This is a genomic window from Burkholderia gladioli (assembly GCF_000959725.1).
Taxonomy (GTDB): domain Bacteria; phylum Pseudomonadota; class Gammaproteobacteria; order Burkholderiales; family Burkholderiaceae; genus Burkholderia; species Burkholderia gladioli.
Map to the genome: position 1 here is coordinate 3,043,884 of NZ_CP009323.1, position 21,967 is coordinate 3,065,850.

The 21,967-nt window shown below is 70.6% G+C and carries 11 protein-coding genes and 1 pseudogene; 7 read left to right on the plus strand and 5 right to left on the minus strand.

The window, feature by feature from the left end:
• Position 1 precedes the first annotated feature (1 nt).
• From BM43_RS30615 to BM43_RS42375, 5 genes are all read right to left on the minus strand, one after another.
• A complete protein-coding gene (locus tag BM43_RS30615; protein ID WP_088555439.1) occupies positions 2-1,222 on the minus strand; it encodes an efflux RND transporter periplasmic adaptor subunit in 1,221 nt (406 codons plus the stop codon).
• A 124-nt stretch (positions 1,223-1,346) separates the two neighbouring features.
• Entirely contained in the window at positions 1,347-2,378 is a 1,032-nt protein-coding gene (gene sbnB, locus BM43_RS30620) for a 2,3-diaminopropionate biosynthesis protein SbnB (RefSeq protein ID WP_036051951.1), read from the minus strand.
• Positions 2,371-3,366, minus strand: coding sequence for a 2,3-diaminopropionate biosynthesis protein SbnA (gene sbnA, locus BM43_RS30625; RefSeq protein ID WP_036051950.1), 996 nt, complete (start codon positions 3,364-3,366; stop codon positions 2,371-2,373). The genes sbnB and sbnA overlap by 8 nt, the downstream gene beginning before the upstream one ends.
• Before the next feature lie 116 nt (positions 3,367-3,482).
• A complete protein-coding gene (locus tag BM43_RS30630; RefSeq protein ID WP_042285586.1) occupies positions 3,483-3,911 on the minus strand; it encodes a ParB N-terminal domain-containing protein in 429 nt (142 codons plus the stop codon).
• A 493-nt stretch (positions 3,912-4,404) separates the two neighbouring features.
• Positions 4,405-4,653 (minus strand): hypothetical protein, encoded by a 249-nt coding sequence (locus BM43_RS42375; protein ID WP_162184487.1) that lies wholly within the window; start codon positions 4,651-4,653, stop codon positions 4,405-4,407.
• Between BM43_RS42375 and cysC the strand changes: the two genes are divergently transcribed.
• The 7 genes and pseudogenes from cysC (at position 4,603) to BM43_RS30665 (ending at position 21,966) form a co-directional block, all read left to right on the plus strand.
• Entirely contained in the window at positions 4,603-6,036 is a 1,434-nt protein-coding gene (cysC, locus tag BM43_RS30635) for an adenylyl-sulfate kinase (RefSeq protein ID WP_042285600.1), read from the plus strand. The two genes, BM43_RS42375 and cysC, sit on opposite strands and share 51 nt — an antisense overlap.
• A gap of 41 nt (positions 6,037-6,077) precedes the next feature.
• Positions 6,078-7,910: a non-ribosomal peptide synthetase gene (locus BM43_RS30640; protein ID WP_036051949.1), complete on the plus strand. Its 1,833-nt coding sequence runs from the start codon at positions 6,078-6,080 to the stop codon at positions 7,908-7,910.
• On the plus strand, positions 7,907-9,232 hold the full coding sequence (locus BM43_RS30645) for an MFS transporter (protein WP_036051948.1): 1,326 nt from the start codon (positions 7,907-7,909) through the stop codon (positions 9,230-9,232). Before BM43_RS30640 ends, BM43_RS30645 begins: the two co-directional genes overlap by 4 nt.
• 14 nt (positions 9,233-9,246) lie before the next feature.
• On the plus strand, positions 9,247-10,773 hold the full coding sequence (locus BM43_RS30650) for an efflux transporter outer membrane subunit (protein ID WP_230676286.1): 1,527 nt from the start codon (positions 9,247-9,249) through the stop codon (positions 10,771-10,773).
• A 64-nt stretch (positions 10,774-10,837) separates the two neighbouring features.
• Entirely contained in the window at positions 10,838-12,244 is a 1,407-nt protein-coding gene (locus BM43_RS30655) for an FAD/NAD(P)-binding protein (protein WP_036051947.1), read from the plus strand.
• Between the two features lie 56 nt (positions 12,245-12,300).
• A pseudogene (locus BM43_RS42605) lies at positions 12,301-21,190 on the plus strand (amino acid adenylation domain-containing protein).
• A complete protein-coding gene (locus BM43_RS30665) occupies positions 21,187-21,966 on the plus strand; it encodes a sulfotransferase family protein (protein WP_080742149.1) in 780 nt (259 codons plus the stop codon). Before BM43_RS42605 ends, BM43_RS30665 begins: the two are co-directional and overlap by 4 nt.
• Position 21,967: the final 1 nt, after the last annotated feature.

Consider the following 21,967-nt stretch of genomic DNA (forward strand, 5'->3'; position numbering starts at 1 on the left):
CTCAGTCGGCACCCAGCGTGAGGCTGCCCGAGCCCGCATCGAGCGCATGGGGGACGTCGGCGGTGGTATCGGCGCGCAGCGGCGCGGCGGGCGGGGGCAGCAGTGTCGCCGCGACCCGCGCGCCGTCCTGCAGCCGGTACTGGCCCTGCACGACCACCCGCTCGCCCGACTTCAGCCCGCTGGCGATCACGGCATGGCCGAGCACGCGCGGCCCGAGCCGGACCGGGCGCGGCGCGACCGTATCGCCGGCGCCGATCACGTAGACGAAATGACCGTTCGGCCCTGTCTGGATCGCGTCGTCCGGCACCGCGAGCACGTCGCGCAGGGTGTCCACCACGGTGCGGATCATGACCGACTGCCCCGGCCAGAGCGCGCCGTCGGCATTGGCGAAGCTGCCTTTCAGGCGAATCACGCCGCTGTTGACGTCGACGCGGTTGCCGATCGTCTCCAGGTGGCCGCGCGACAGCACGCGGGTGCCGTCGGTGTTCAGCGCCACCACCTCCACCTTGCCGCCGCGCATGGCGGCCTGGATGTCGGGCAGCGCGTTCTGCGACTGCGCGTACATCACCGTGATGGGCGCGGTGGTGACCAGCGTGAGGATCGGCGTGTCGTTGGCGCGCACGATGTTGCCCTGGTCGGCGAGCCGGAAGCCGACGCGTCCCGAGATCGGCGCGCGTACCGTCGTGTAGTCCACCGACACGCGCGCGTTGGCCACCGCCGCGCGATCGCCGCGAACCTGCGCGACCAGCTCGTCCACGCGCGCGCGCTGTGCCTCGAGCGCCTGCGTGGAGGTCGCGTTGACCTCGGCGAGCCGCTCGTGGCGGGTCAGCTCGAGGCGCGCGTTGGCGAGCGTGGCCTGATCCTGCGCGAGGCGCGCCGCGGCCTGATCGGCCTGGGCCTGGAATGCGCGGCGGTCGATGTCCACCAGGGCGTCGCCCTCGCGCACCTGCTGCCCTTCCTTGAAATGGATCCCGGTGATCTGGCCGTCGACCTGGCTGCGCACCGTGACGTCGTAGAGCGGCGTCACCGTGCCGACCCCGGTCAGGTAGACCGGCACGTCCATCGCGCCGACCGTGGCCGCGGTCACGGGCACGGCGGGGGCGGCCTTGGCTGCCTGCGCATGCGCCGTGTCGGGCGAGCGGGCCAGCCATGCGAGCAGGCCGACCGCGATCAGCGATGTCGTTGTGAGGGCAAGCAGATGGCGGCGTGTGGCGAAAGACATGGGCGTGCGGTTGCTGAGGTCGACGGGAAAAGGATGCGCCGCGGCGCCTGGCGGCGTCGCGGCGAGGAAGGCGAGGGGGCGCGCGACGCGCTCGGCGCGAGCCGGCGTGTCGTGGCGCGGGCGATCATTGGCTCCAGCGCTCGGTGCTCGCGAAGAAATCGTCGATGCTGTGCTGTCCGCCCTCGGCCAGCGCACGCTCGTGGATGAACATCGAGACGGCCAGGTCCAGCACGCCCAGGCCGAACGGCGAGAAGATCACCGGCTTGCCGGGGTCGAGGCGCAGCGTGCCGAGGATATGCTGGCCGATCGTGCCCGAGACGAAATCGCGATGGCCGTAGCGCTGCTGCGCGAGATGGGGCGAGGTGTTGGCCTTCATGCAGTGCTCGACGTCGTCGAACACGTTGTTCGCGGCGAGCAGCGTGTCGGGCTCGAGATCTCGCAGCGACACGTTGAGTACCCGCTGCGATGCCGTGAAGCGATAGTCCGCCGGCACCCACGGCGCGCCCGCCGTGGTCGCCAGCACCACCAGCTCGGCGCCGAGCGCCTGCTCGGCGCTGCAGGTGCGCACCGGATAGACGTCGCGCGAGGAAAGGTTGCGGGCGAAGGCCTCGGCATGCTCGGGCGATTGGTCGTGGATGCCAACCTCGTCGAAATGCCAGCCGGCCGCCTTGAAGTATTCGAGGATGGTGCTCGCGATCACGCCGCCGCCGATCACGCCCAGGCTCGCCGCGCGTCGTTGAGCGGGGCCGAGCCGGGTCGCGGCGAGCACCGCCGACGCGGCGGTGCGCGCCGCGCTGATCTGCGAGGCCTCGAGGCAGGCGAACGGGTAGCCGGTCTCGTAGTCGTTGAGCACCACCACGGCCGAGGCGCGTTGCAGGTTCGCCTCGATGTTGCGTGGATAGCTGGCGATCCATTTGATGCCCGACACGAAGCGGGCGCGATCGACGTCCCGGATCGCCGCGGGCAAGGCGATGATGCGGGCTTCGGGCTTGTCGTCGAAGCGCAGGAAATAGCTGTCCGGGTTATTCGTGCCGCCGAGCTCGTGCAGCCGGTAGCCGTGTTCGACGATGTCGATGATGTCGCGTTTCGAAGTGGCGAGCAGCTCGGCGATGTAGCTGCCGCCGATCACGCTGAACGGGCGCGGCCGATTAGACATTTTCCAGATTCTCCATGACGTGGATTTGGCCCAGCGCGTCGCGCCATGCCTGGCCGTAGGTGTCGTCGCACCAGTTGTCGTTGTAGACCGTGTCGACGTACAGGCCGCCGAGGTCGGGCGCGATCGCCACGATGGTCGCGTCCGGGCCGAGTTCGCCGGCCAGCCGTCGAACGCCGGCGAGCACGGTGCCGGTGGAGGCGCCGAACAGGCCGCCGTAGCGCCGGGCCAGGTCGCGGCAGGCGCAGACCGTTTCCGGCTCGGGGATCTGCAGCAGGCGGTCGATCCGGCTGCCGTCGAAGAAATGGGGCATCACGCTGGAGCCGAGCCCTGGCAGATGGCGCCGCCCACCCGGCGTGCCGAAGGTGATCGAGCCCACCGAATCGACCGCGATGATCTCGGTTCCCGGCGAATGGCGCCGGAAATACTCGACGCAGCCCATCAGCGTGCCGGTGGTACCCGCGCCGATGAACAAGTGATCGACCTTGCCGAATTCCTCGTGGATCGCCCGCGCCGTCATGTCGGCGTGGATCGCGGGATTGGCCGCGTTCTGGTACTGGTTGAGCCAGGTCAGGTCGGGATCGCGCTCGAGCGCGTCGCGGATGTAGGCGAGGCGATTGCCGAGGAAGCCGCCCTGCTCGTCGCGACGGTCGATCACCACCACCTCGGTGCCGAATGCGCGCATCACGCCGATTGCCTGCTGACTGGTATTGGCGTCGACCACGCAGGTGAACCGGTAGCCGCGCGCCGCCGCGATCATGCTCAGCGACAAGCCGAGATTGCCTGAACTCGATTCGATCATTTTTCGTTTCGTTAACAGTCGGCCATTCTGTTCCGCATCTCTTATCAATGCCAGCGCGGTCTTGATCTTGATCGAGCCGCCGGGATTGAAGCCTTCCAGTTTCAGATATACCTGCCGGCCCGCCGCGAATTCATCGAGTCGCAGAAATATCCGGTCGTTGATTATCTGTTCGATCGAGCCGAATTTCATGTGGCACCTGAGTAAATCAATCGAGAATGATCGGGCCGGCACCCGATTTTAAAACCGGGTAGACGGACGAATCGAATTCAATCTCGCGTTGGGAAAATCGAATACGGCCGGGGTAATCAGGAATATCGAAGTCTTTCGAGAGGGAAATGACAGGAAATCCTTGCCGAGCCGGGAATGATGTGGCGAGTCGATTTTGCCGGATACAGGCGGCCCTCGAGGCCACGAGTGATCACCTCATGCGGCGTCACGCACTGGTCTTCGCGGCGCGATTCCACGCTCACCTCGGCGTAGGACAGCAGCACGCACGGCACCCGGGCAAAGCCGTTCGCCAGCGCGAAGGCGCGCCGATGATGGCCGTCCATCACCACCAGCGACGCCTGCTCGACGAGGATCGGCTCCTGCCAGACGCCGGCCGCGAACAGACGCTCGCTGACTTCCCGGAAGCGCGAGGCGAGGATCTCTTCGGTGGGACGCAGGATATCGGGCGGAAGCAGCACCACACTGGGATTGGCCGCATCTGCACGTCGATGAATCTCGGCATTCATGTCGCGCCTTTCTACTGTTCGCCGGGCCAGCCGCATGCCGCGCATGCGGCGCTCCCGGCGCTCTGCGTTGTTGGTCGATCCGGCTGGCGGGTGCTCTCTCACCCGCCAGCCGGCGATGGTTTCGACGATCCGCGCGCAGGTGTTGCAGACACCTTGCCCGGACCCGGGACCAGGCGTTCCGACCCACTTCGCGGGATGCCGATACCGTCTGCTGTCACGTCGAGTTGACGAATTCAACAGCACCTTTTCGATTTTGTCAACGAAACGGGTGATGAATCGCCGGAGAAAATTTCCTCGTTAAATTTTCGTGAATGCGGTTGCGCGATGCGGATATTTCGAATATCACGCGCACGTCTGTTCGTGTCATTTTGTTATTCGTCCGGTGGGGCCCGATTCAGCGCGGAGCGGATGGTGCGACGCAACGATTTCCGCCTTATGATCAGGATGAATAAGGACTTGTGTATTCGGAATAAGTGATGTATAAAATTCCTGCTTAAAAACGATTCAAGCGAAACGATTCAAACGATTCGATAGCTTGCGTTTGAAAAAAGACGAAAGCCATTCCGAGGGCCCGCGTATCCGCGATACGCGTACCGTGACAAATCAAACCAAAGACGAACGTGCTATGAGAGAGCATAGACGTGGCATTCCCTTGACTCGCGCATGCCATGAATTCCTGTGTGCCGCGGATCTGCCGATCGCCGCGACCAACGGCATGCGGCGCGCGATCGGGGTCGTGCATCAGGTGCTCGACGCGAGCGGTTCGGGCGCGGCGGGGCTGCAGGCGCTGCATTGCGGTGCCGCCCGGGTGACGGTGTTGTGCGATCCCGATGCGCCCATCGCGCGTGTCGGCTCGCAGCAGGGCGATGTCGCGGATCGGCTCGCATTCGCCGACGAGGCGACCCTGGCCGCGCAGGGCGCGCGCTTCGACCTCGTGCTCGGCCCCGTGAAGATCGGCGCGAACGGTGTGGACCTGCATTACGGCCGGCGGCTCGAAAGTCTGCTCGAGCGTTTCGGCACGTCGCGGGCCTCGGTCCTGCCGAACACCGTGCGCTACAGCGCGCAACTGGTGGAATGGCGCGATGCGGCCCGTCTCGATGCCGATGTCGCGGCGCGCGCCCGGGAACTGGGGGAGCGCTACGCGGTCGATTTCGGGCCCGCGCTCGAGCGCATGGCCGCGGCGGCGCCCGCTCGCGAGCGGGTGAGGGCCGAGTGCCTGCGTCCCTTGCATGCGAGCGTGGCGTTCCTGAGCTGCCAACCGCAATCGCGGGGCCCGCGGCCCGACTCGGCTGCCGTGCCGCCCCAGGCGCCGGCATCGCTGACGTTGCGCGCGGAGCAGCCTGGCCGCGCCGACGCGGTGATATGGACCCAGGAACTGATCCACGACGGCATCGTGATCGGGCGTGCCCGTGCGGTCGGCTGGTTGCCGCGGCGCATGGAACTCGCGCCGGGCGAGGCGATCGAGGTGGCGCTCGACGATATCGGCGCGGCGATGCCGCTGGACGACGGCGGGGCCGCCGCGTGGTTCGCCGCGCCGCTCCAGGGCGATGCGCAGGAGGCGGTGGTGCCGCTGGTGTTCTGGCTGACCGGCATTTCCGGGGCGGGCAAGACCACCATCGCGACGCGCTTCGAGCAGCAGGCGCGCGCGCGGCGCTGGCCGGCCACGGTGCTCGACGGCGATGCGCTACGCGGCGGGCTCAACGCCGATCTCGGCTTCAGCGACGCCGATCGCGCCGAGAACGTCCGGCGCATCGCCGAGGTCGCGGCGCTGATGGCGGACACCGGTCGCGTGGTGATCGTGTCCTGCATTTCCCCGAAGCAGGCATTTCGCGACGCCGCGCGCGCCATCATCGGCGAGGAGCGTTTCGTCGAGGTGTTCGTCGACGTCCCGCCATCGGTGGCCGAGGCGCGCGATCCCAAGGGACTGTACCGGCGCGCGCGCGCCGGGCTGATCGCCTCGTTCACCGCGATCGATTCCGGCTACGAGATACCCCGCGCGCCGCGCATCCACATCGACACCACCGCGATGGACGTGGAGTCCGCGGCGCGCTGCCTGAGCCGTCACTACGAAGGGCTGTTCCAGCCCGCATCACGAACCGGCGATACCGAAGTGGCCGCCGCCTGAGCGCGAGTCGGCCCGCTTGCGCATTCCTTACCGAGAGCCATATGACCCAGCACGACCCGGCCGGCAGGCATGATCCGAACCCGGCCTCGGAGGACCCGTTCGCCCGCCGCTTCTCGACCGCTTCGGCAGGGGCGATCGCATCGGCCGATTCGCTGACGGCGCGCTTCGCCGAGATGGCCGCGCGGCAAGCCGATGCGCCCGCCGTCGAGCACGACGGGCGGCGCTGGACCTATGCCGAACTCGCGGCGCGCGCCTCGCGTATCGCGGCGGCCCTGCTGGCCGCCGGCGGTGCCGACGAGGAGCCGGTTGCCCTGCTCTACGGGCATGGCGCACCGATGATCGCGGCGTTGTACGGCGTGCTCGGCGCCGGCAAGTTCTACGTGCCGCTGATCGTCGATCACCCGCTTGCCCACCTGCAGGCCGTGGTGCGGGAATGCCGCTGCCGGATCGTGCTCGCGGCTCCCGAGCATGCGGCGCTGGCGGCGTCGCTCGGACTGGCCGTGTGCGTGATCGACGACGCGTCGCTGCCCGAAGCCGGAACGCCGCTGCAGGCGCGGCGGCCCGAGGCGATCAGCTACCTGTTGTTCACCTCGGGCACCACGGGCGTGCCCAAGGGCGTGATGCAATGCGACCGCAACGTGCTGCACCACGCGGCCTGCTATGCGTCGTCGCTCGGGCTCGAGCGTGACGATCGCATGACGCTGCTGCCGTACTACGGCTTCGATGCTTCCGTGATGGACATTCACGCGACCCTGCTCAGCGGCGCGTGCCTGCATATATGGGACGTGCGGCGGCGCGGCGTGGACGGCATCGGCGAGTGGCTGCTGCGCGAGCGCATCACGATCTGGCATTCGACGCCGAGCGTGCTGCGAGCCGCGTTTCCCGGCTTCGCCCGGCCGGCCGCGTTGCGCTGGGTGGTGCTGGGCGGGGAGGCCGCGGTCGGCGGCGACGTCGCGCTGGTGGCGCGTCATGGCGGGCCGCGGTGCGGTCTGATCAACGGCCTCGGCCCGACCGAATGCACCACGGCGCTGCAATACGTGGCCGATCTCGAGACCGACGCGAATGCGGTGCGCCTGCCGGTCGGCCGGCCCGTGCCGGGCGTCCAGGCCACGCTGCTCGATGCGCAGGGACAGCCTGGCGCGAGCGAGGGCGAACTGGCGATTACCAGCGCCTTCGTCGCGCTCGGCTACTGGAACCGCCCCGAGCTGAGCGCCGAACGCTTCGGCGAGGCGCCGGAGGGCGGCGGTGCGCGCCGCTATCGCACCGGTGACGTATTGCGTCGCGACGCGAACGGCTGCTACGAGCATCTCGCCCGCCTCGACGACCAGGTCAAGATTCGCGGGATGCGCGTCGAGCTCGGCGAGGTACGAGCCGCGCTGGCCGCGCATCCGCAGGTCCGGCAGGCGGTGGTCTTGCCGCGCACCGACACGCCCGCCGGCCCGGTATCGATCGTGGCCTACGTGGTCACGGCCGGCCCCGCCGACGCGGCCGCGCTGCGTGCGCACGTGGCCGCGCGCCTGCCGGACTACATGGTGCCGGCGGTGATCGTGCCGCTCGCCGAGATGCCGCTGCTGCCGAACGGCAAGCTCGATCGCCAGGCCCTGCCGGTGCCGCGCGCGCCCGAGCCCGGCGGCGCGCGCAAGGCGCCGCGCACGCCGCTGCATCGCGCGCTGGCCGGCTACTGGGCCGAGGTATTGCGGCGCGAGACGGTGGGCATCGACGAGAACTTCTTCGAGCTCGGCGGCGACTCGCTGCTCGGCACCCAACTGCTGGGGCGCGTGCGGCGCGAGCTGGAGATCGATGCGCAACTGGCGGACCTGTTCCGCCATCCGACGGTCGAGGCGCTGGCCACGCATCTGCTGGAGTCGCAATGAGCGACCTGCTCGAATCGCGCGACGAGTCCGATCCCGGGCTCGCTGCAGTGGCCGGCACGACCGCGCGGCCCGCGCGGCGCTCGTGGTTCGCCACGCTGCGCGGTCCCTTCGCCTATCGCGCGTTCAGGACGATCTGGTGCGCGAGCTTGGTCGGCAACATCGGCGGATCGATCCAGACCGTCGCGGCGGCCTGGCTGATGACCTCGATGGCGCCGTCGCCGGCGATGGTTTCGCTGGTGCAGACCGCCTCGACCCTGCCGATCGCCTTGTTCGCCTTGATGTCGGGCGTGGCGGCCGATGCCTGGGACCGACGCCGCGTGATGCTGGTATCGCAATCGGTGATGCTGGGCGCGGCGCTGTGCCTGGCGCTGCTGGCGGCCTGGGGTGTGATGACGCCGGCCTGGGTGCTGTTGTTCACCTTCCTCGGCGGCTGCGCGGGCGCGATGTTCCAGCCGGCCTGGCAGTCGGCCGTCACCGAGCAGGTGCCGGCGCGCGAGCTGTCGGCGGCCATCGCGCTGGACAGCTTCTCGCTCAATATCGCGCGCACGGCCGGCCCCTCGCTCGGCGGCTTCGTGGTGGCGACGCTGTCGCCGCAGGCCGCGTTCGGCATCAGCGTGCTGGCTTGCGCCTGGCTGGTGGCCGTGCTGGCCCGCGCGGTGCGTGGCGGCGGCGCGGCGCGCGAGCGCCGTCGCGAACCGCTGGCGGCGATGCTGGGGCAGGGCATGCGCTATTGCTTCGGCGACGCGGGCCTGCGCGCCGCGTTGCTGCGCAGCACCGCGTTCGGTTTCCTCGGCAGCCCGGTCTGGGCGCTGTTGCCTTTGTTCGCGCGGCAGCGCTTCGGCGGCGACGCGACCACCTACGGCATCCTGCTCGCCTCCTTCGGTGCCGGCGCGGCGGCCGGCGCGCTCGGCGGCGCCGCGCTGCGCATGCGGCTGGGTCGCGAAAACCTGCTCGCGCTCTGCACGCTGAGTTTCGCCGCGGGCATGGCGATCGCCGCGTGGAGCCCGACGCGGCTGGCGGCCCTGGCCGGCCTCGCGATGGCGGGCGGCAGCTGGGTGGCGGTGGTGTCGACCTACAACCTGACGATCCAGACCGCCTCGCCGGCCTGGGTGGCGGGGCGTTCGCTGTCGCTGTTCCATTCCTGCATCGTCGGCGGGCTGGCGATCGGCAGTTATCTCTGGGGGCTGGTGGCGACGGCCACGTCGATCCGGCTGGTCTTTATTGTCTCCGCGCTGTTGATGGCGCTGGCCGCCACGCTGGCGAAATGGCTGGTGCTGCCGGCGCAGGACGCGCCGGCCATGCCCGGGGGAAGTGCGTCATGACGAGGCATCGATCCGTGATCCATCGATCCATCACTCTTCGATCCGTGAGCCATCGCGCCACCGGTGTCGCGCGAGGCCCGCGCCTCGTGCGGCTGGCGCGCGCGAGCGCGCTGTCGTGCGCCGCCGCGCTGGCCGTTGCGCTGGCCGGCTGCGCGGCCGGGCCCGACTATCAACGGCCGGCCGTGGCCGCGCCGCAAGCCTGGAAGATCGATCCGGCATACGCCAACTGGCACCCGGCCGAGCCGTCGCGCGCCTCGCTCGACGACGCCTGGTGGACTACCTTCGGCATCGGCGAGCTCGACGAGCTCGAGCGCCGCGTGCTCGAGCGCAACCAGACGCTGCGCGAGGCCGCCGCGCGCTACGACCAGGCCCGCGCACAGTTGTCGGCGGTGGCCGCCGCGCGCCTGCCCGACGTCGGCGTCGGTCTTGCCGCGCAGCGTCGCCGCATTTCGGCCAATCGGCCGCTGACCGAATACGACTCGCCGAACTATTCCACGGTGCAGAACGATTTCGAGGCGGGCGCGTGGCTGTCGTGGGAGGTCGACCTGTTCGGGCGCGTGCGCCGTTCGGTCGAGGCGTCCGTGGCCGACACGGAACAGTCGGCCGACGACCTGGCCAATGCGCGGCTCGCCCTGACCGCGCAGCTCGCCTCGGCGTACTTCGCGCTGCGAGCGCTCGACGACGAGAGCGGGATCGTGGCCGATTCGATCGAGTGGCAGCAGAAGGCGCTCGATTTCGTCCAGCAGCAGTGGAAGTTCGGACAGGTATCCGAGCTGAACGTGCTGCAGCAGCAAACCGAGCTCGACGCCACCCGCGTGCAGCTGCATCTGCTCGCGACCCAGCGCTCGCGCTACGAACACGTGATCGCCACCCTGGTGGGCGAGCCCGCGCCGCAGTTTTCGCTGGCGCCGAATCGCGAGGCCTATGCGCTGCCGGTGCTGCCCACCGGGATGCCGAGCGACCTGCTGCAGCGGCGCCCCGACGTGGCCGCCGCCGAGCGCGCGATGGCCGCCGCCAACGCGCGCGTGGGCGTGGCGAGCGCCGCCTATTTCCCGAGCCTCGTGCTGTCGCCGTCGATCGGCTGGCAGAGCGCGCAGTTCGCCACGCTCGCGACGGTGCCGAGCCTGGTCTGGTCGCTTGGCGGATCGATCGGCGAGACCTTGTTCGACGGCGGCCGGCGCGTGGCTCGCAAGCGCTTCGCGAGCGCCGGTTACGACGCCGCGCAGGCACGTTATCGCGCCTCGGTGCTGACGGCCTTCCAGGAAGTGCAGGACGCCGTCACCGGCCTGGACGTGCTGGCGGCGGCGGCGCAGCAGTCGCGTCGTGCCGTCGACGACGCGCAGCGCCTGCTGACGCTCGCCAGCGCGCGTTATCGGAACGGCATGGTCACCTACCTGGACGTCATCGAGGCGCAGCGCGCGGCGCTGGCCGGCGAGCGCGAGGCGGCCCGCATCCGCGGCATGCAGGCCGATACCGTGGTGCGCCTCGCGAAGGCGCTCGGCGGCGGCTGGCAGGCGCCGCAGGCCCTGGCGACCCGCTAGCCGCCGCCGAGCCAGGCGGCACGAACGATCTTTTCCCCTGCTTGCGAATCGAGACGAGGAAGGCATGACGACAATTGCGATTATCGGCGCGGGTTTTTGCGGCGCGACGCTGGCGATGCACTGGCTGCGTTCGCCGCCGGTGCGGCCGCTGCGGCTGCTGCTGATCAACCGCTCGGGCGCGATGGCGCGGGGCGTGGCCTACGGCACGCGCACGCTCGACCACCTGCTCAACGTGCCCGCCGGGCGCATGAGCGCCGACGAAGCCGACGTCGACGATTTCCATCGTTACGCGCAGCAGCGCGATGCGCGCCATACGCGTGCGAGCTTCGTGCCGCGCCGCCTCTACGGCGACTATCTCGAGGCCCGCCTGACCGAGCGCATCGAGCGGGCCTGCGAGGGCGTGAGCTTTCGCAGCGTGGTCGGCAGCGCGGTGGCCATCGCGCCGCCGCGGGGTGAGCGGCCCGCCGCGATCACCATGGCCGACGGCGAGGTGATCCATGCCGATTGCGTGGTGATCAGCAACGGCAACCAGATGCGCGGCGAGCCGCCCGCAGGCAGCGTGCCGCGCGAGGTCCTGGAGAGCGGGCGCTACGTGAGCGACCCGTGGCGGCCCGGCGCATTGAACGGCATCGACGGCGCGGCGCCGGTGCTGCTGGTCGGCAGCGGGCTGACCATGGTCGACGTGGTGCTTGGCCTGCGCGCGCGTGGGCACACGGCGCCGATTCGCGTGGTGTCGCGCCACGGGCTGCTGCCGCAGGCGCATCGCGAGATGGATGCGCCGCCGCACTACGACGGGCGGCTGGCGGCGGCCATGCTGGCGCGTCCCGAGGTTCGCCATTACTTGCGGATGATGCGGGAGGCGCTGGCCGAGGCGGCGATCGCCGGCCGCGACTGGCGCGACGTGATCGGTTCGATCCGCGAGGCCACGCCGCTGCTGTGGCGCCGCCTCGCCGATCGCGAGCGGCGCCGCTTTCTGCGCCACCTGCGGGCCTACTGGGACGTGCACCGTCATCGCTGCGCGCCCGGGCCCGCGGCCCTGCTGCATGCCGAATTCGAGCGCGGCGCGCTGGTGCTGACGGCCGGACGCGTGACCGGCTATGCCTGGCGGCCGGATAGCGTGGAGGTCGCCGTGCGCCGGCGCGGGGCGGATGTGCCGGAGCCGCTGCGTGTCGCGGCGGTGATCAACTGCACCGGCCCCGCACCCGACTTCGGCGACGCGGCGGATTCGCTGTTCGGCCGCCTGCACGCCGACGGGCTGCTCAGGCGCGACGCGATCGGCATGGGTTTCGCCGTCGCCGACAGCGGGGCCGTGCTGGATGCCAGCGGCACGGCTTCGGACTGGCTCTACTACGTCGGCCCCTTGCTGCAGGCGCGTGACTGGGAGGCCACGGCGGTGCCGGAGTTGCGGCGCCACGTGCGACGGCTCGCCGAAACCCTGGTGCTGCCGCAACGCGAGCGCGTGGCGGGTTGAGGCCGGACAACCGCGCGGCAAGGGCCGCATGGAATATCTGTCAAATAGGATTACTGATGGACAAGGCAGGGAACATCAACGCGATCGAAGCGATCGAGGCACTGCGCGGCCGGCTGGCGGCGCATCTCGGCATGAGCGGCACGGAGCCTGACGAGGACCTCTTCGAACGCACCGTGCAGACGCTCGAGCCGGCGTTGCTGGTGAGCATCGTGCGCGAATGCGTGGCGCCCGACGCGAAGCGGATCGACGTGCTTGGCTGCGGATCGCTGCACGAGCTGTCGAGGCTCGGCGAGCGCGCCGCGGCATCGACGCAACGTCCGCACGACAAGGCAGGCGAGGCGATGCACGACGACGCGCATCGCGCCACGCAGGATTCGGCCTGCGCGGCCGCGATGCAGGGCGACGCGCCGGCCTCGGCGCCGGAACGCGACATGTGGCTGGCCGAGCAGGTCCAGGATGGCGCGGCCTACCACCTGTCGTTTGCATTGCGCTTCGACGCGGCGCGCGACGGGCGTCTCGATTCCGAGCGGATGCGCCGCGTGATCGCGTCGATCGCGGCGCGCCACCCGATGCTGCGGGCGACCTTCAACGGCGAGGGGGCGGCGCTGCGCCGGCGCGTGCGGGAGGCGATCGAGCTCGACTGGTCCGAGGCGGAGGTGACGCCGGCCGACGAGGCGACGCTGCGCGCCGCGCTCGGCGCATTCGCGCGGCCGCGCTTCGCGCTCGATGCCGGGCCGCTGTTCCGCGTGCGCCTGCACCGGCTCGGCGAGGCGGGCGACGTGCTGCAGTTCGTGGCGCACCACATCGTATTCGATGCGCGTTCGCGCGTGATCGTCGCGCGGGAGATCGTGGATGCCTATCGTGCGAACGGCGGCGGCATTGACGCTGCCACGGACGCAGGCGTTGCCGATGCACCGCCGCCGACCGGCCCGGCCATCGAGGCGCTGCGCGACTACTGGCGCACCCGGCTCGCCGAGGTGCCGCATCTGCTCGAGCTGCCGACTGATTTCCCGCGTCCTGCCGTGCGCGACGGCGTCGGCGCGCTTGCCGCGCGGCGCCTGCCCGCCGCGCTGGCCGAACGGCTCGCCGCGCTCGGGGCCGCGCACGGTGCCTCGCTGTTCATGGTGTTGCTGGCCGGCTGGCAGATCCTGTTGCGCCGCTACAGCCGGCAGGCCGCGTTCGTGCTTGGCACGCCGATGTCGCTGCGCGAGACGGGGCGCGACGACGCGAAGGTCGGCTACTTCGCCAACCCCGTCGTGCTGCGCGCGAGCATCGACGACGAGGAGCCTTTCAGCGCCTTGCTCGCCAGGGTGGCGAGCGACACGCTGGATGCCTACGAGCGGCGCGCCCTGCCGATCGGCGAGGTGATCGAATTGGCCGGCGCCGCGCGCGGTACCGCCCATACGCCGCTGTTCCAGGTGATGTTCGAATTCCACAACGAACGGCACGACGCCAGCCACGATGGCGGGCAGGGCGAGCTGCCGCCGGCGGTGCCCCACGACATTGGCGCGGCCAAGTACGACCTGAGCCTGGAGATCGCGCATCACGCCGACGGCCTGGCCTGCATGGCCGAATACGCCACGGCGCTGTTCGCGCCGGCCTCGATCGCGGGGATGCTCGAACAATACGAGGTGCTGCTCGGCGAGATCGCGGCGGCGCCGCAGGCGAGCGTCGCGATGCTCGCCTGCACCCCGCCCGCCGACCTTGCCCGCATCGAGCGCTGGAATGCGACGGCATTCGAGTCGCACGGCAGCGTGCTGATCCACGAGCGCTTCCAGGCCCGCCGCCGCGCCGTGCCCGACGCGCCCGCGCTGCGCCTGGGCGACGCGATGCTGACCCACGCCGAGCTGGGGCAGCGCGTCGACGCGCTGGCCGCCCGCCTGCTTGCCGTGACGGGCGGCGCGCCGCGCCATGTCGCGCTGTGCTTCGAGCGCTCGTTCGAGATGCTGGTGGCGATGCTGGCCACCCTCGAGGCGGGCTGCGCGTATCTGCCGATCGATCCTCGCCTGCCCGACGAGCGGATCGACTTCATGCTGCGCGACAGCGACGCGGCGCTGCTGTTGACGGTCGAGCCGATCCGCCGCGCGCGCTTCGCCTCCCACGCGATCGAGACGCTGTGCCTCGATGCCGCCCAGCCGCCTGCGCAGTCCGGCACCTCGCGCGCGATGCCGGCCGTCGCGCCCGACGCCACCGCCTACCTGCTCTACACCTCGGGCTCCACCGGACAGCCGAAGGGCGTGGCCGTCACGCACGCTAACGTGACCAACCTGCTCGACGCGGTGCAGGCCCGCTATCCGCTCGGGCAGGACGACTGCTACCTGCTGAAGACCAACTACGCGTTCGACGTCTCGGTGCCGGAGCTGTTCGGCTGGTTCGTCGGGGGCGCCTCGCTAGCGATCCTGCCGCCGGGCGAGGAGGGTTCACCCGACCTGATCATGGCGGCGATGTGCCGGTTCGGCGTCACGCACGTCAATTTCACGCCGTCGATGCTGCGCCTGTTCGTGCGGGAAGCCGCCGCGGACCCGGTTTTCCAGGCGCGGCACCGGCTGCGCCACGTGCTGGCCGCGGGCGAGGAATTGCCGGTCGCGCTGGCCAATGCCGCGCTCGAGGTGCTGCGGCCAGCGGCGATCGAGAACGTCTACGGTCCGACCGAGGCGACCGTGTTCACCACCGCCTACTCGCACGCGGCGCCCCTCGCGAGCACACGCGTGCCGATCGGGCGGCCGCTGGGCAACTATCGCGTGCACGTGCTCGATCGCATGCAACGGCCGGTGCCGATCGGCATGCCGGGCGATTTCCACATCGCCGGCGCCGGGGTGGCGCGCGGCTACCTCAACCGCGACGCGCTCAACGCCGAGCGCTTCCTGCCGGATCCGTTCACCCCGGGCGGCAAGCTCTACCTGACGGGAGACCTCGCGCGCTGGACGCACGACGGCCAGATCGAGTTCCTGGGGCGCGTCGACCAGCAGGTCAAGATCCGCGGCTACCGCATCGAGCTCGACGAGATCGAGACGGCCCTAAACGCCCATCCGCTGGTCGCGGAGGCGGCCGTGGCGGTGCGCCGCGACGATGACGGCCGCGCGCAACTGGTGGCGCACGTCGCGCTCGCGCCGGGCGAGGGCGCGGCCGACCCGGCGGCCGCGCGCGAGGCGCTGGCGGCGGCGCTCCGGGCGAGCCTGCCCGACTACATGGTGCCGAGCGCGTTCGGCTTCGTGGCGGCGCTGCCCAAGGGCATCGCGGGCAAGCTCGATCGCCGCGCGCTCGCCGCGCTGGCGCTGCAGGACCCGGTCGGCGATGCCGGCGGCGCGCTCGCCCCGCGCAACGCGACCGAGCGGGCGCTGTGGGAGATCTGGCGCGCGGTGCTGCGGGCCCCGACGCTCGGCGTGACCGACAATTTCTTCGAGCTGGGGGGCGATTCGATCCTGTCGATCCAGGTGGCGGCGCGCTCGCGCCAGCAGGGCATCGCCTTTTCGGCGCGTGACCTGTTCCGCTTCCCGAGCATCGAACTGCTGGCCGCCAACGCGCGCCACGAGCCTGTCCACCCGTCGGACCGCGGCGCGAGCCAGGGCGCCACGGAAGCCAGTGCGGACGACATGCCCTTGCTGCCGATCCATCACGCGTTCTTCGCGATCGACGACCGGCACGTGGATCACTACCAGCAATCGCGGCTGCTGGACGTGCCGGCCGAGCTCACGCCGGCATTTCTCGAGGCATGGCTCGATACGCTGGTGGCCGACCACGACGCGCTGCGCCTGCGCTTCGCGCGCGACGCGTCGGGCTGGCGGGCCAAATTCGCCGCGTCGGCACCGCGCGAGGACAGCGCGCGCCTGATGTGCCACGACCATGCCGGACAGGCACTCGACGGCGCGGGCGCGCAGGCGCTGTTCGCCGCCGCGCGGCGCGCCGTGCGGCTTGCCGGCGGGCCGTTGTTCGTGGCGGCGCTGGCGCGCGATGGCGCGCGCGGCGGCCGGCTGTTGCTGGCCGCGCATCACGCGGTGATCGACGGCGTGTCGTGGCGCGTGCTGCTCGACGACCTGCGCGGCGGCTTCATGCAATGGCGCGCGCGGGGCGACATCGAGCGCCGCCCGCGCGGCAACGGCTTTCAGGCCTGGCGCGGCGCGCCACGGCGCGGCCTTGCTGGCCGAGCGCGAGCACTGGCTGCGCACGCTGCGCGAGCCGGTGCCGCCCTTGCTGCCCGATCTCGGCGCGTCCGCTCGCGAGAGCCGGCACAGCACGCGCATCGTCGAGGTCGTGCTCGACGCACAGGCCACCCGCGAATTGCTCACGCGCACGCATCACGCCTATCGCACCCAGACCGTGGAACTGCTGCTGGCCGCCTTGCTGATCGCCGCATGGCGCTGGCGCGGGCTCGACGCACTGCGTATCGCGCTGGAAGGCCACGGCCGCGAGACCGAGGCGCTCGCGCACTACCTGCCCGAGCACGAGCCGCCCGCGCTGGGCGAGACGCTCGGCTGGTTCACCAGCTATTTCCCGCAGCGTCTCGCGCTGCCCGCATCGCAAGGCGAGCCGGAACTGGCCGCGACGATCGCCGCGGTCAAGACGCAGTACCGCGCCACGCCCCGGCACGGCATCGGCTACGGCATGCTGCGCCATCTCGCGGCCGATGCCGAGCTGGACGAGCTCGCGACGCGCAACGCGCCGGAGATCGTCTTCAACTATCTCGGCCAGTTCGACGTGAGCGCCGACGAGGCGGCCGACATCCGGGTGCTGAGCACCGTGTCGCGCGATGACATCACGCCCGATCGACCGCGCGAGCACCGGCTCGGCATCAACGGCGGGGTGGAGGACGGCAGCCTGCGTTTCGAGATCGACTACGCCTGCGAGCGCTTCGATGCCGCCGACGTCGAGGCACTGGGCGCCTGCTTCGAGGCGGCGTTGCGCGAGCTTGCCGCGCATTGCGCCGCGCAAGCGGGCTGGTGCCCGATGCCGGCGGATTTCCCGCTCGCCGGCGCGAGCCGCGACGAGCTGGCGCGCTGGCACGCCAGCCAGCCGGCGCTTGACGCGCTGTATCCGGCCACCGCGATCCAGTGGGGCATGGTGTTCCATAGCCTGATGCCGAATCACGCCAGCGCCTACGTCAACCAGGTGCACATGACGCTCGGCGAGCACGTCGAGCTCGACGTGCTGCGGCGCGCCTGGGAGGTGGTGGTGGCGCGCCACGCGGCCCTGCGAACCGCCTTCGTCGGTTTCGAGCGCGAGCAGCCGCTGCAATTGGTGGCCGCCTCGGTGCCGCTGCCGTGGCGCGAAACGGATCATCGCGGTCTCGCCGCCGAGCCGCGCGAGGCGGCGTTCCGTGCGCTGCTGCTTGCCGATCGCGCGACGCCGTTCGACTTCGGCCAGCCGCCGCTGATGCGCTTCCAGGTGATCCGGCACGATGCCGGTCGCCGCTTCGTCTGGACCTATCACCACGCGATCCTCGACGGCTGGAGCCTGCAGCTGATCTGGGCGGACCTGGCGCTGGCCTACGCCGCGCTGGCGGCCGGGCGCGAGCCGATGCTGCCCGCGGCCGTGCAGTTCGGCGAATACGTGGCATGGCGCCCGGCCCGGCCGCTCGACGAGGATCGGCGCTACTGGCGCGAACAGCTCGGCGCGCGCACCGAGCGCACTGTGCTCGCGATCGAGCAGGCCGGCCTCGATGCGCGAGCGGCCGATGCCGCGGTGGTGACCCGCGAACTCGACGAAGCCGGCACGCGGCGCCTCGTCGAGGCGGCACGGCGCAGCAGGGTGACGCTCGCGGCCGTGCTGCAGGCCGCCTGGGCACTGGTGCTCGGGCGTCACGGCGGGCAGTCCTCGCCGCTGTTCGGCGTCACCACCTCGGGGCGCGACGTCGAGCTGCCGGGCATCGACACCATGGTCGGCCCGCTGATCGCGACGCTGCCGGCGCGCGTCGACATCGACCCGCGGGCGACGCTCGGCGACTGGCTGCGCACGGTCCATGCGCGGCACGTGGAGCGCGAGTCCCACGGCCTGCTCGATCTCGTCGAGATCCAGCGCGAATCGGGCGTGCGCGCCGGGCAACCGCTGTTCGACACGCTGCTGGTGGTCGAGAACTATCCGGCGGCCGAGCACGACGCGCGCGCGGCGCTGGGCATGCGCGACTACGACTTCATCGACGACACCCACTACGGGCTGACCGTGACGGTAAAACCCGGCGCCCGCCTGCATTTCGACATCGCATTCGATCGTACGCGGTACCACATCAAGGACATCGAGATCATGACCGACCATCTGAACGCGGCACTGAACCGCCTTCCCGACCAACTCGAACAGCCCGTCGAGGCCCTGCTCGCGGGCGGGAGCCCGGCACCGGCGCCGGCATCCGGCGAGGGGCTGAGCCGCACCTGCCGGCAGGGCGAACTGCGCCTGGGGCGCAACCTGGTGCCGCACCTGATCGAGGATCACGCGGCCGACACGCCCACCCGCTGCGCGCTCGTCTGCAACGGCAAGCGCTATACCTACGACGAACTCAATCGCGCCGCGAACCGGCTCGCGAATCGCCTGATGCAGGCCTGCCCCGAACTCGGCACGGATTCGCTGGTCGGCCTGCGCATCACGCGCAGCGACCGCCTCGCGGTGGCCGTGCTGGCGATCTGGAAGATCGGCGCGGCCTATATTCCGATCGATCCGGTGCTGCCGCCCCAGCGCATGCAGGAGATGCTCGAATCGGCCGCCGCGACGGTGGTGATCGCCGATGCCGCGGTGGCCGCCGTCGAGCCGGCCACCGCCGGCGTGAGCCGCTTCGTGTTCGAGGAGCTGGCCGCGCCCGACGCGACGCTCGAGCACAACCCGGACGTGCACGTGTCGGGGCACGACCTCGCCTACGTGCTGTTCACCTCGGGCTCGACCGGCAAGCCGAAGGGCGCCATGATCGAGCACATCGGCATGCTCAACAACATCGTCAACAAGGCGCACGACATGCGCATCGACGCGCAGTGCCGCGTCGCGCAGAACGCATCGATGAGCTTCGACGTGTCGGTCTGGCAGATGTTCATCGCGCTGGCCCAGGGCGGCACGACCTTCGTCTACGACGATCGCACCGTGCACGATATCGACGGGCTGCTGCGCCGGCTCCACGACGATCGCATCACGATCCTGGAGGTGGTGCCCACCTACCTGCTGGCGCTGGTCGAGCACCTCGAGGCGCATCCCGGCCTGCCGCGGCCCGAGGCGATGACCTACCTGATGGTCAACGGCGAGACCATCGACGCCGCGCTGCTGCAGCGCTGGTTCGCGCTGATGCCGAACACCCACGTGTTCAACGCCTACGGGCCCACCGAGGCCTCGGACGACATCACCCACCACCTGATGTCGCCCGGCGACGTGATCGAGAATCCGGTGCCGATCGGCCGCGCGCTCGCCAATTTCGACATCTACATCGTCGACGAGCAGTTGAATCCGGTGCCGATCGGCACGCGCGGCGAGATCGTGGTGACCGGCGTGGGCGTGGGGCGCGGCTACGTGGGCATGGCGGGGGCCACCGCCAAGGCCTTCGTGGAGAGCCCGTTCCCCGACCGCTACAAGGGCCGCCTGTACCGCACCGGCGATCTCGGCGTGATGCGCGAGGACGGCGTGCTGATGTTCCACGGCCGCAAGGACCGGCAGGTGAAGGTGCGCGGCATGCGCATCGAGCTGGAGGAGGTGGAGGCCAGCCTGCGCGCGATCGAGGCCGTGCGCCAGGCCGCCGTGCTGCTGATCCAGCCTGAACGGGGCGAGGCCTTCCTGTGCGCCTACGTGGTGCCGCACCAGGCCGACCAGCGCGAGGTGATCGTCGAGGCGCTCAAGGCGAAGCTGCCGCCCTACATGGTGCCCTCGGTGTTCCGCTTCGAGACGGCGCTGCCGCAACTGCCGAGCGGCAAGATCGACCGCAACCGCCTGCGCGAGGAATTCCGCCACGAGCCGTCGCGGGTGGCGCGCGTCGCGCCGCATACGCCGGTGCAGTGCCGGCTGACCGAGGTGTTCGCCGAGGTGCTCGGCCACGACGGCTTCGGCATCCACGACGATTTCTTCGAGCTGGGCGGCGACTCGTTCAAGGCGATCCGGATCGCGGCCAAGTACGGCGCGCCCCTGGAAGTGACCGACATCTACGATCATCCGAGCATCGAGGCGCTGGCCGAGTACCTGGAGCGCGCGCCCACCGAGTCCGGCTCGGTGGTGCTGATGGCGGGCGACACGGCGCGCGCGAAGGCCGTGCTGGTGTGCGTGGCCAATGCCGCCGGCGGCCCGGTCAGCTTCGTCGACACCAGCCGCGCGGTGGGCCGGCACGAGGCCGACCTGGCCTTGTTCGCGGTGAAGCTGCCGCGCACGCCGGTGGGCGACGACGCGGCGCTGCTGGCCGAGATCCGGCGCCTGGCCGGCCAGGTCTGCGACGACCTGCTGGCGGCCACCACGCTGCCGGTGATCGTGTTCGCACAGTGCAACGGCTCGGCGCTGGCGATCGCGATCGCACGCGAACTCTCGCGCCGCAAGGCCGACCTGCGCGCGCTCTGCATCGGCGGCGCGCTGATGCGCATGCGTCACGGCAAGCCGGACACCCGCAGCGACGCGCAGATCTTCGCCTTCCTCGGTGGCATGGGCGCGACGCTGCCGGCCCAGGCCGACGAGCAGGCGTTCTTCCTGCACGACTTCCGCTACGACAGCTGGCTCGCCGACGTCTACTACGATCACCTGAACGACGAGATGCAGGCCGGCGCGCTGCAGGCACTGGACGTACCGGTGTGGTGCATGGTGGGCACCGAGGACCCGCTGGTGGAGGGTTACGCCGAGCGCCACGCGGACTGGCTCAAGCTCGGCCGGCAGGTGCGCCTCGTCGAGTACGCCGGCATCGGCCACTACCTGCTGCGCGATTGTCCCGACGCGCTGGCGCGCGCGCTCGGCGACGTCTGGCGCGATGCCGAGCAGGCCACCAGCAGGGAGGCCGTGGCATGAGCGCGTCGGGCTCCCGCATCGCCTTCGTCCATATCCCGCGCACGGCCGGCACCGCGTTCGGCGAGCATCTCGACCAGCTCCACGCGGGCGCCAGGATCGCGAAGTTCTACGTCGACGACGAGCATCCGGTGGTGAACGGCCGGATCGACGCGTATCGCGCGCTCGACGAAGCGGACAAGGCCTCGTACGCGATGCTGCGCGGCCATTTCCCGTACGGCTTCGACGACAGCGAGCACGGCAGCCGCTACGTCACGCTGCTGCGCGAGCCGGTCTCGCGGCTCGTGTCGTACTACTTCTACGCGCTCAAGGAGCCGCTCAACTACCTGCATGCGTACCTGTTCCAGCGCCGCATCGGGCTCGAGCGCTTCCTCGCCAGCGAGGCGAGCATCGATCTCGACAACGCCCAGGTGCGGGCCGTCTCGGGCGCGCATTTCGATTCGCCGCGCGCGCGCGTCGGTCCCGAGCACCTGGAGATGGCCAAGCACAACCTGGTCGAGCGTTTCGCGGCTTTCGGCCTGACCGAGCGCTTCGACGAATCGATGCGGCGCTTCTGCGCGCGCTTCGGCTGGCCCGCGGCCGGCGTAGAGCGGCGCAACGAGGGCAGCTACGCGCGTGACCTGACGCTGAGCCCGGCCTGCCGGGAGCACGTCGAGCACAGCAATCGCTTCGACATCGAGTTGTACCGATTCGCGCTCGAACGCTTCGACCGGGAGGCCGTCCCGGCCGTTCACGACGAGCTTCGAGACACCGACACTGCAAGGACTACAAGGAGCTGAG

What these genes read in the sequence shown, in the direction of transcription:
- BM43_RS30655 (WP_036051947.1), top strand. Translation starts at nt 10,838, where the DNA reads ATGACGACAATTGCGATTATCGGCGCGGGTTTTTGCGGCGCGACGCTG.
- BM43_RS42375 (WP_162184487.1), bottom strand. Translation starts at nt 4,653, where the DNA reads ATGCACGACCCCGATCGCGCGCCGCATGCCGTTGGTCGCGGCGATCGG.
- BM43_RS30645 (WP_036051948.1), top strand. Translation starts at nt 7,907, where the DNA reads ATGAGCGACCTGCTCGAATCGCGCGACGAGTCCGATCCCGGGCTCGCT.
- BM43_RS30615 (WP_088555439.1), bottom strand. Translation starts at nt 1,222, where the DNA reads ATGTCTTTCGCCACACGCCGCCATCTGCTTGCCCTCACAACGACATCG.
- sbnB (WP_036051951.1), bottom strand. Translation starts at nt 2,378, where the DNA reads ATGTCTAATCGGCCGCGCCCGTTCAGCGTGATCGGCGGCAGCTACATC.
- BM43_RS30665 (WP_080742149.1), top strand. Translation starts at nt 21,187, where the DNA reads ATGAGCGCGTCGGGCTCCCGCATCGCCTTCGTCCATATCCCGCGCACG.
- BM43_RS30630 (WP_042285586.1), bottom strand. Translation starts at nt 3,911, where the DNA reads ATGAATGCCGAGATTCATCGACGTGCAGATGCGGCCAATCCCAGTGTG.
- sbnA (WP_036051950.1), bottom strand. Translation starts at nt 3,366, where the DNA reads ATGAAATTCGGCTCGATCGAACAGATAATCAACGACCGGATATTTCTG.
- BM43_RS30640 (WP_036051949.1), top strand. Translation starts at nt 6,078, where the DNA reads ATGACCCAGCACGACCCGGCCGGCAGGCATGATCCGAACCCGGCCTCG.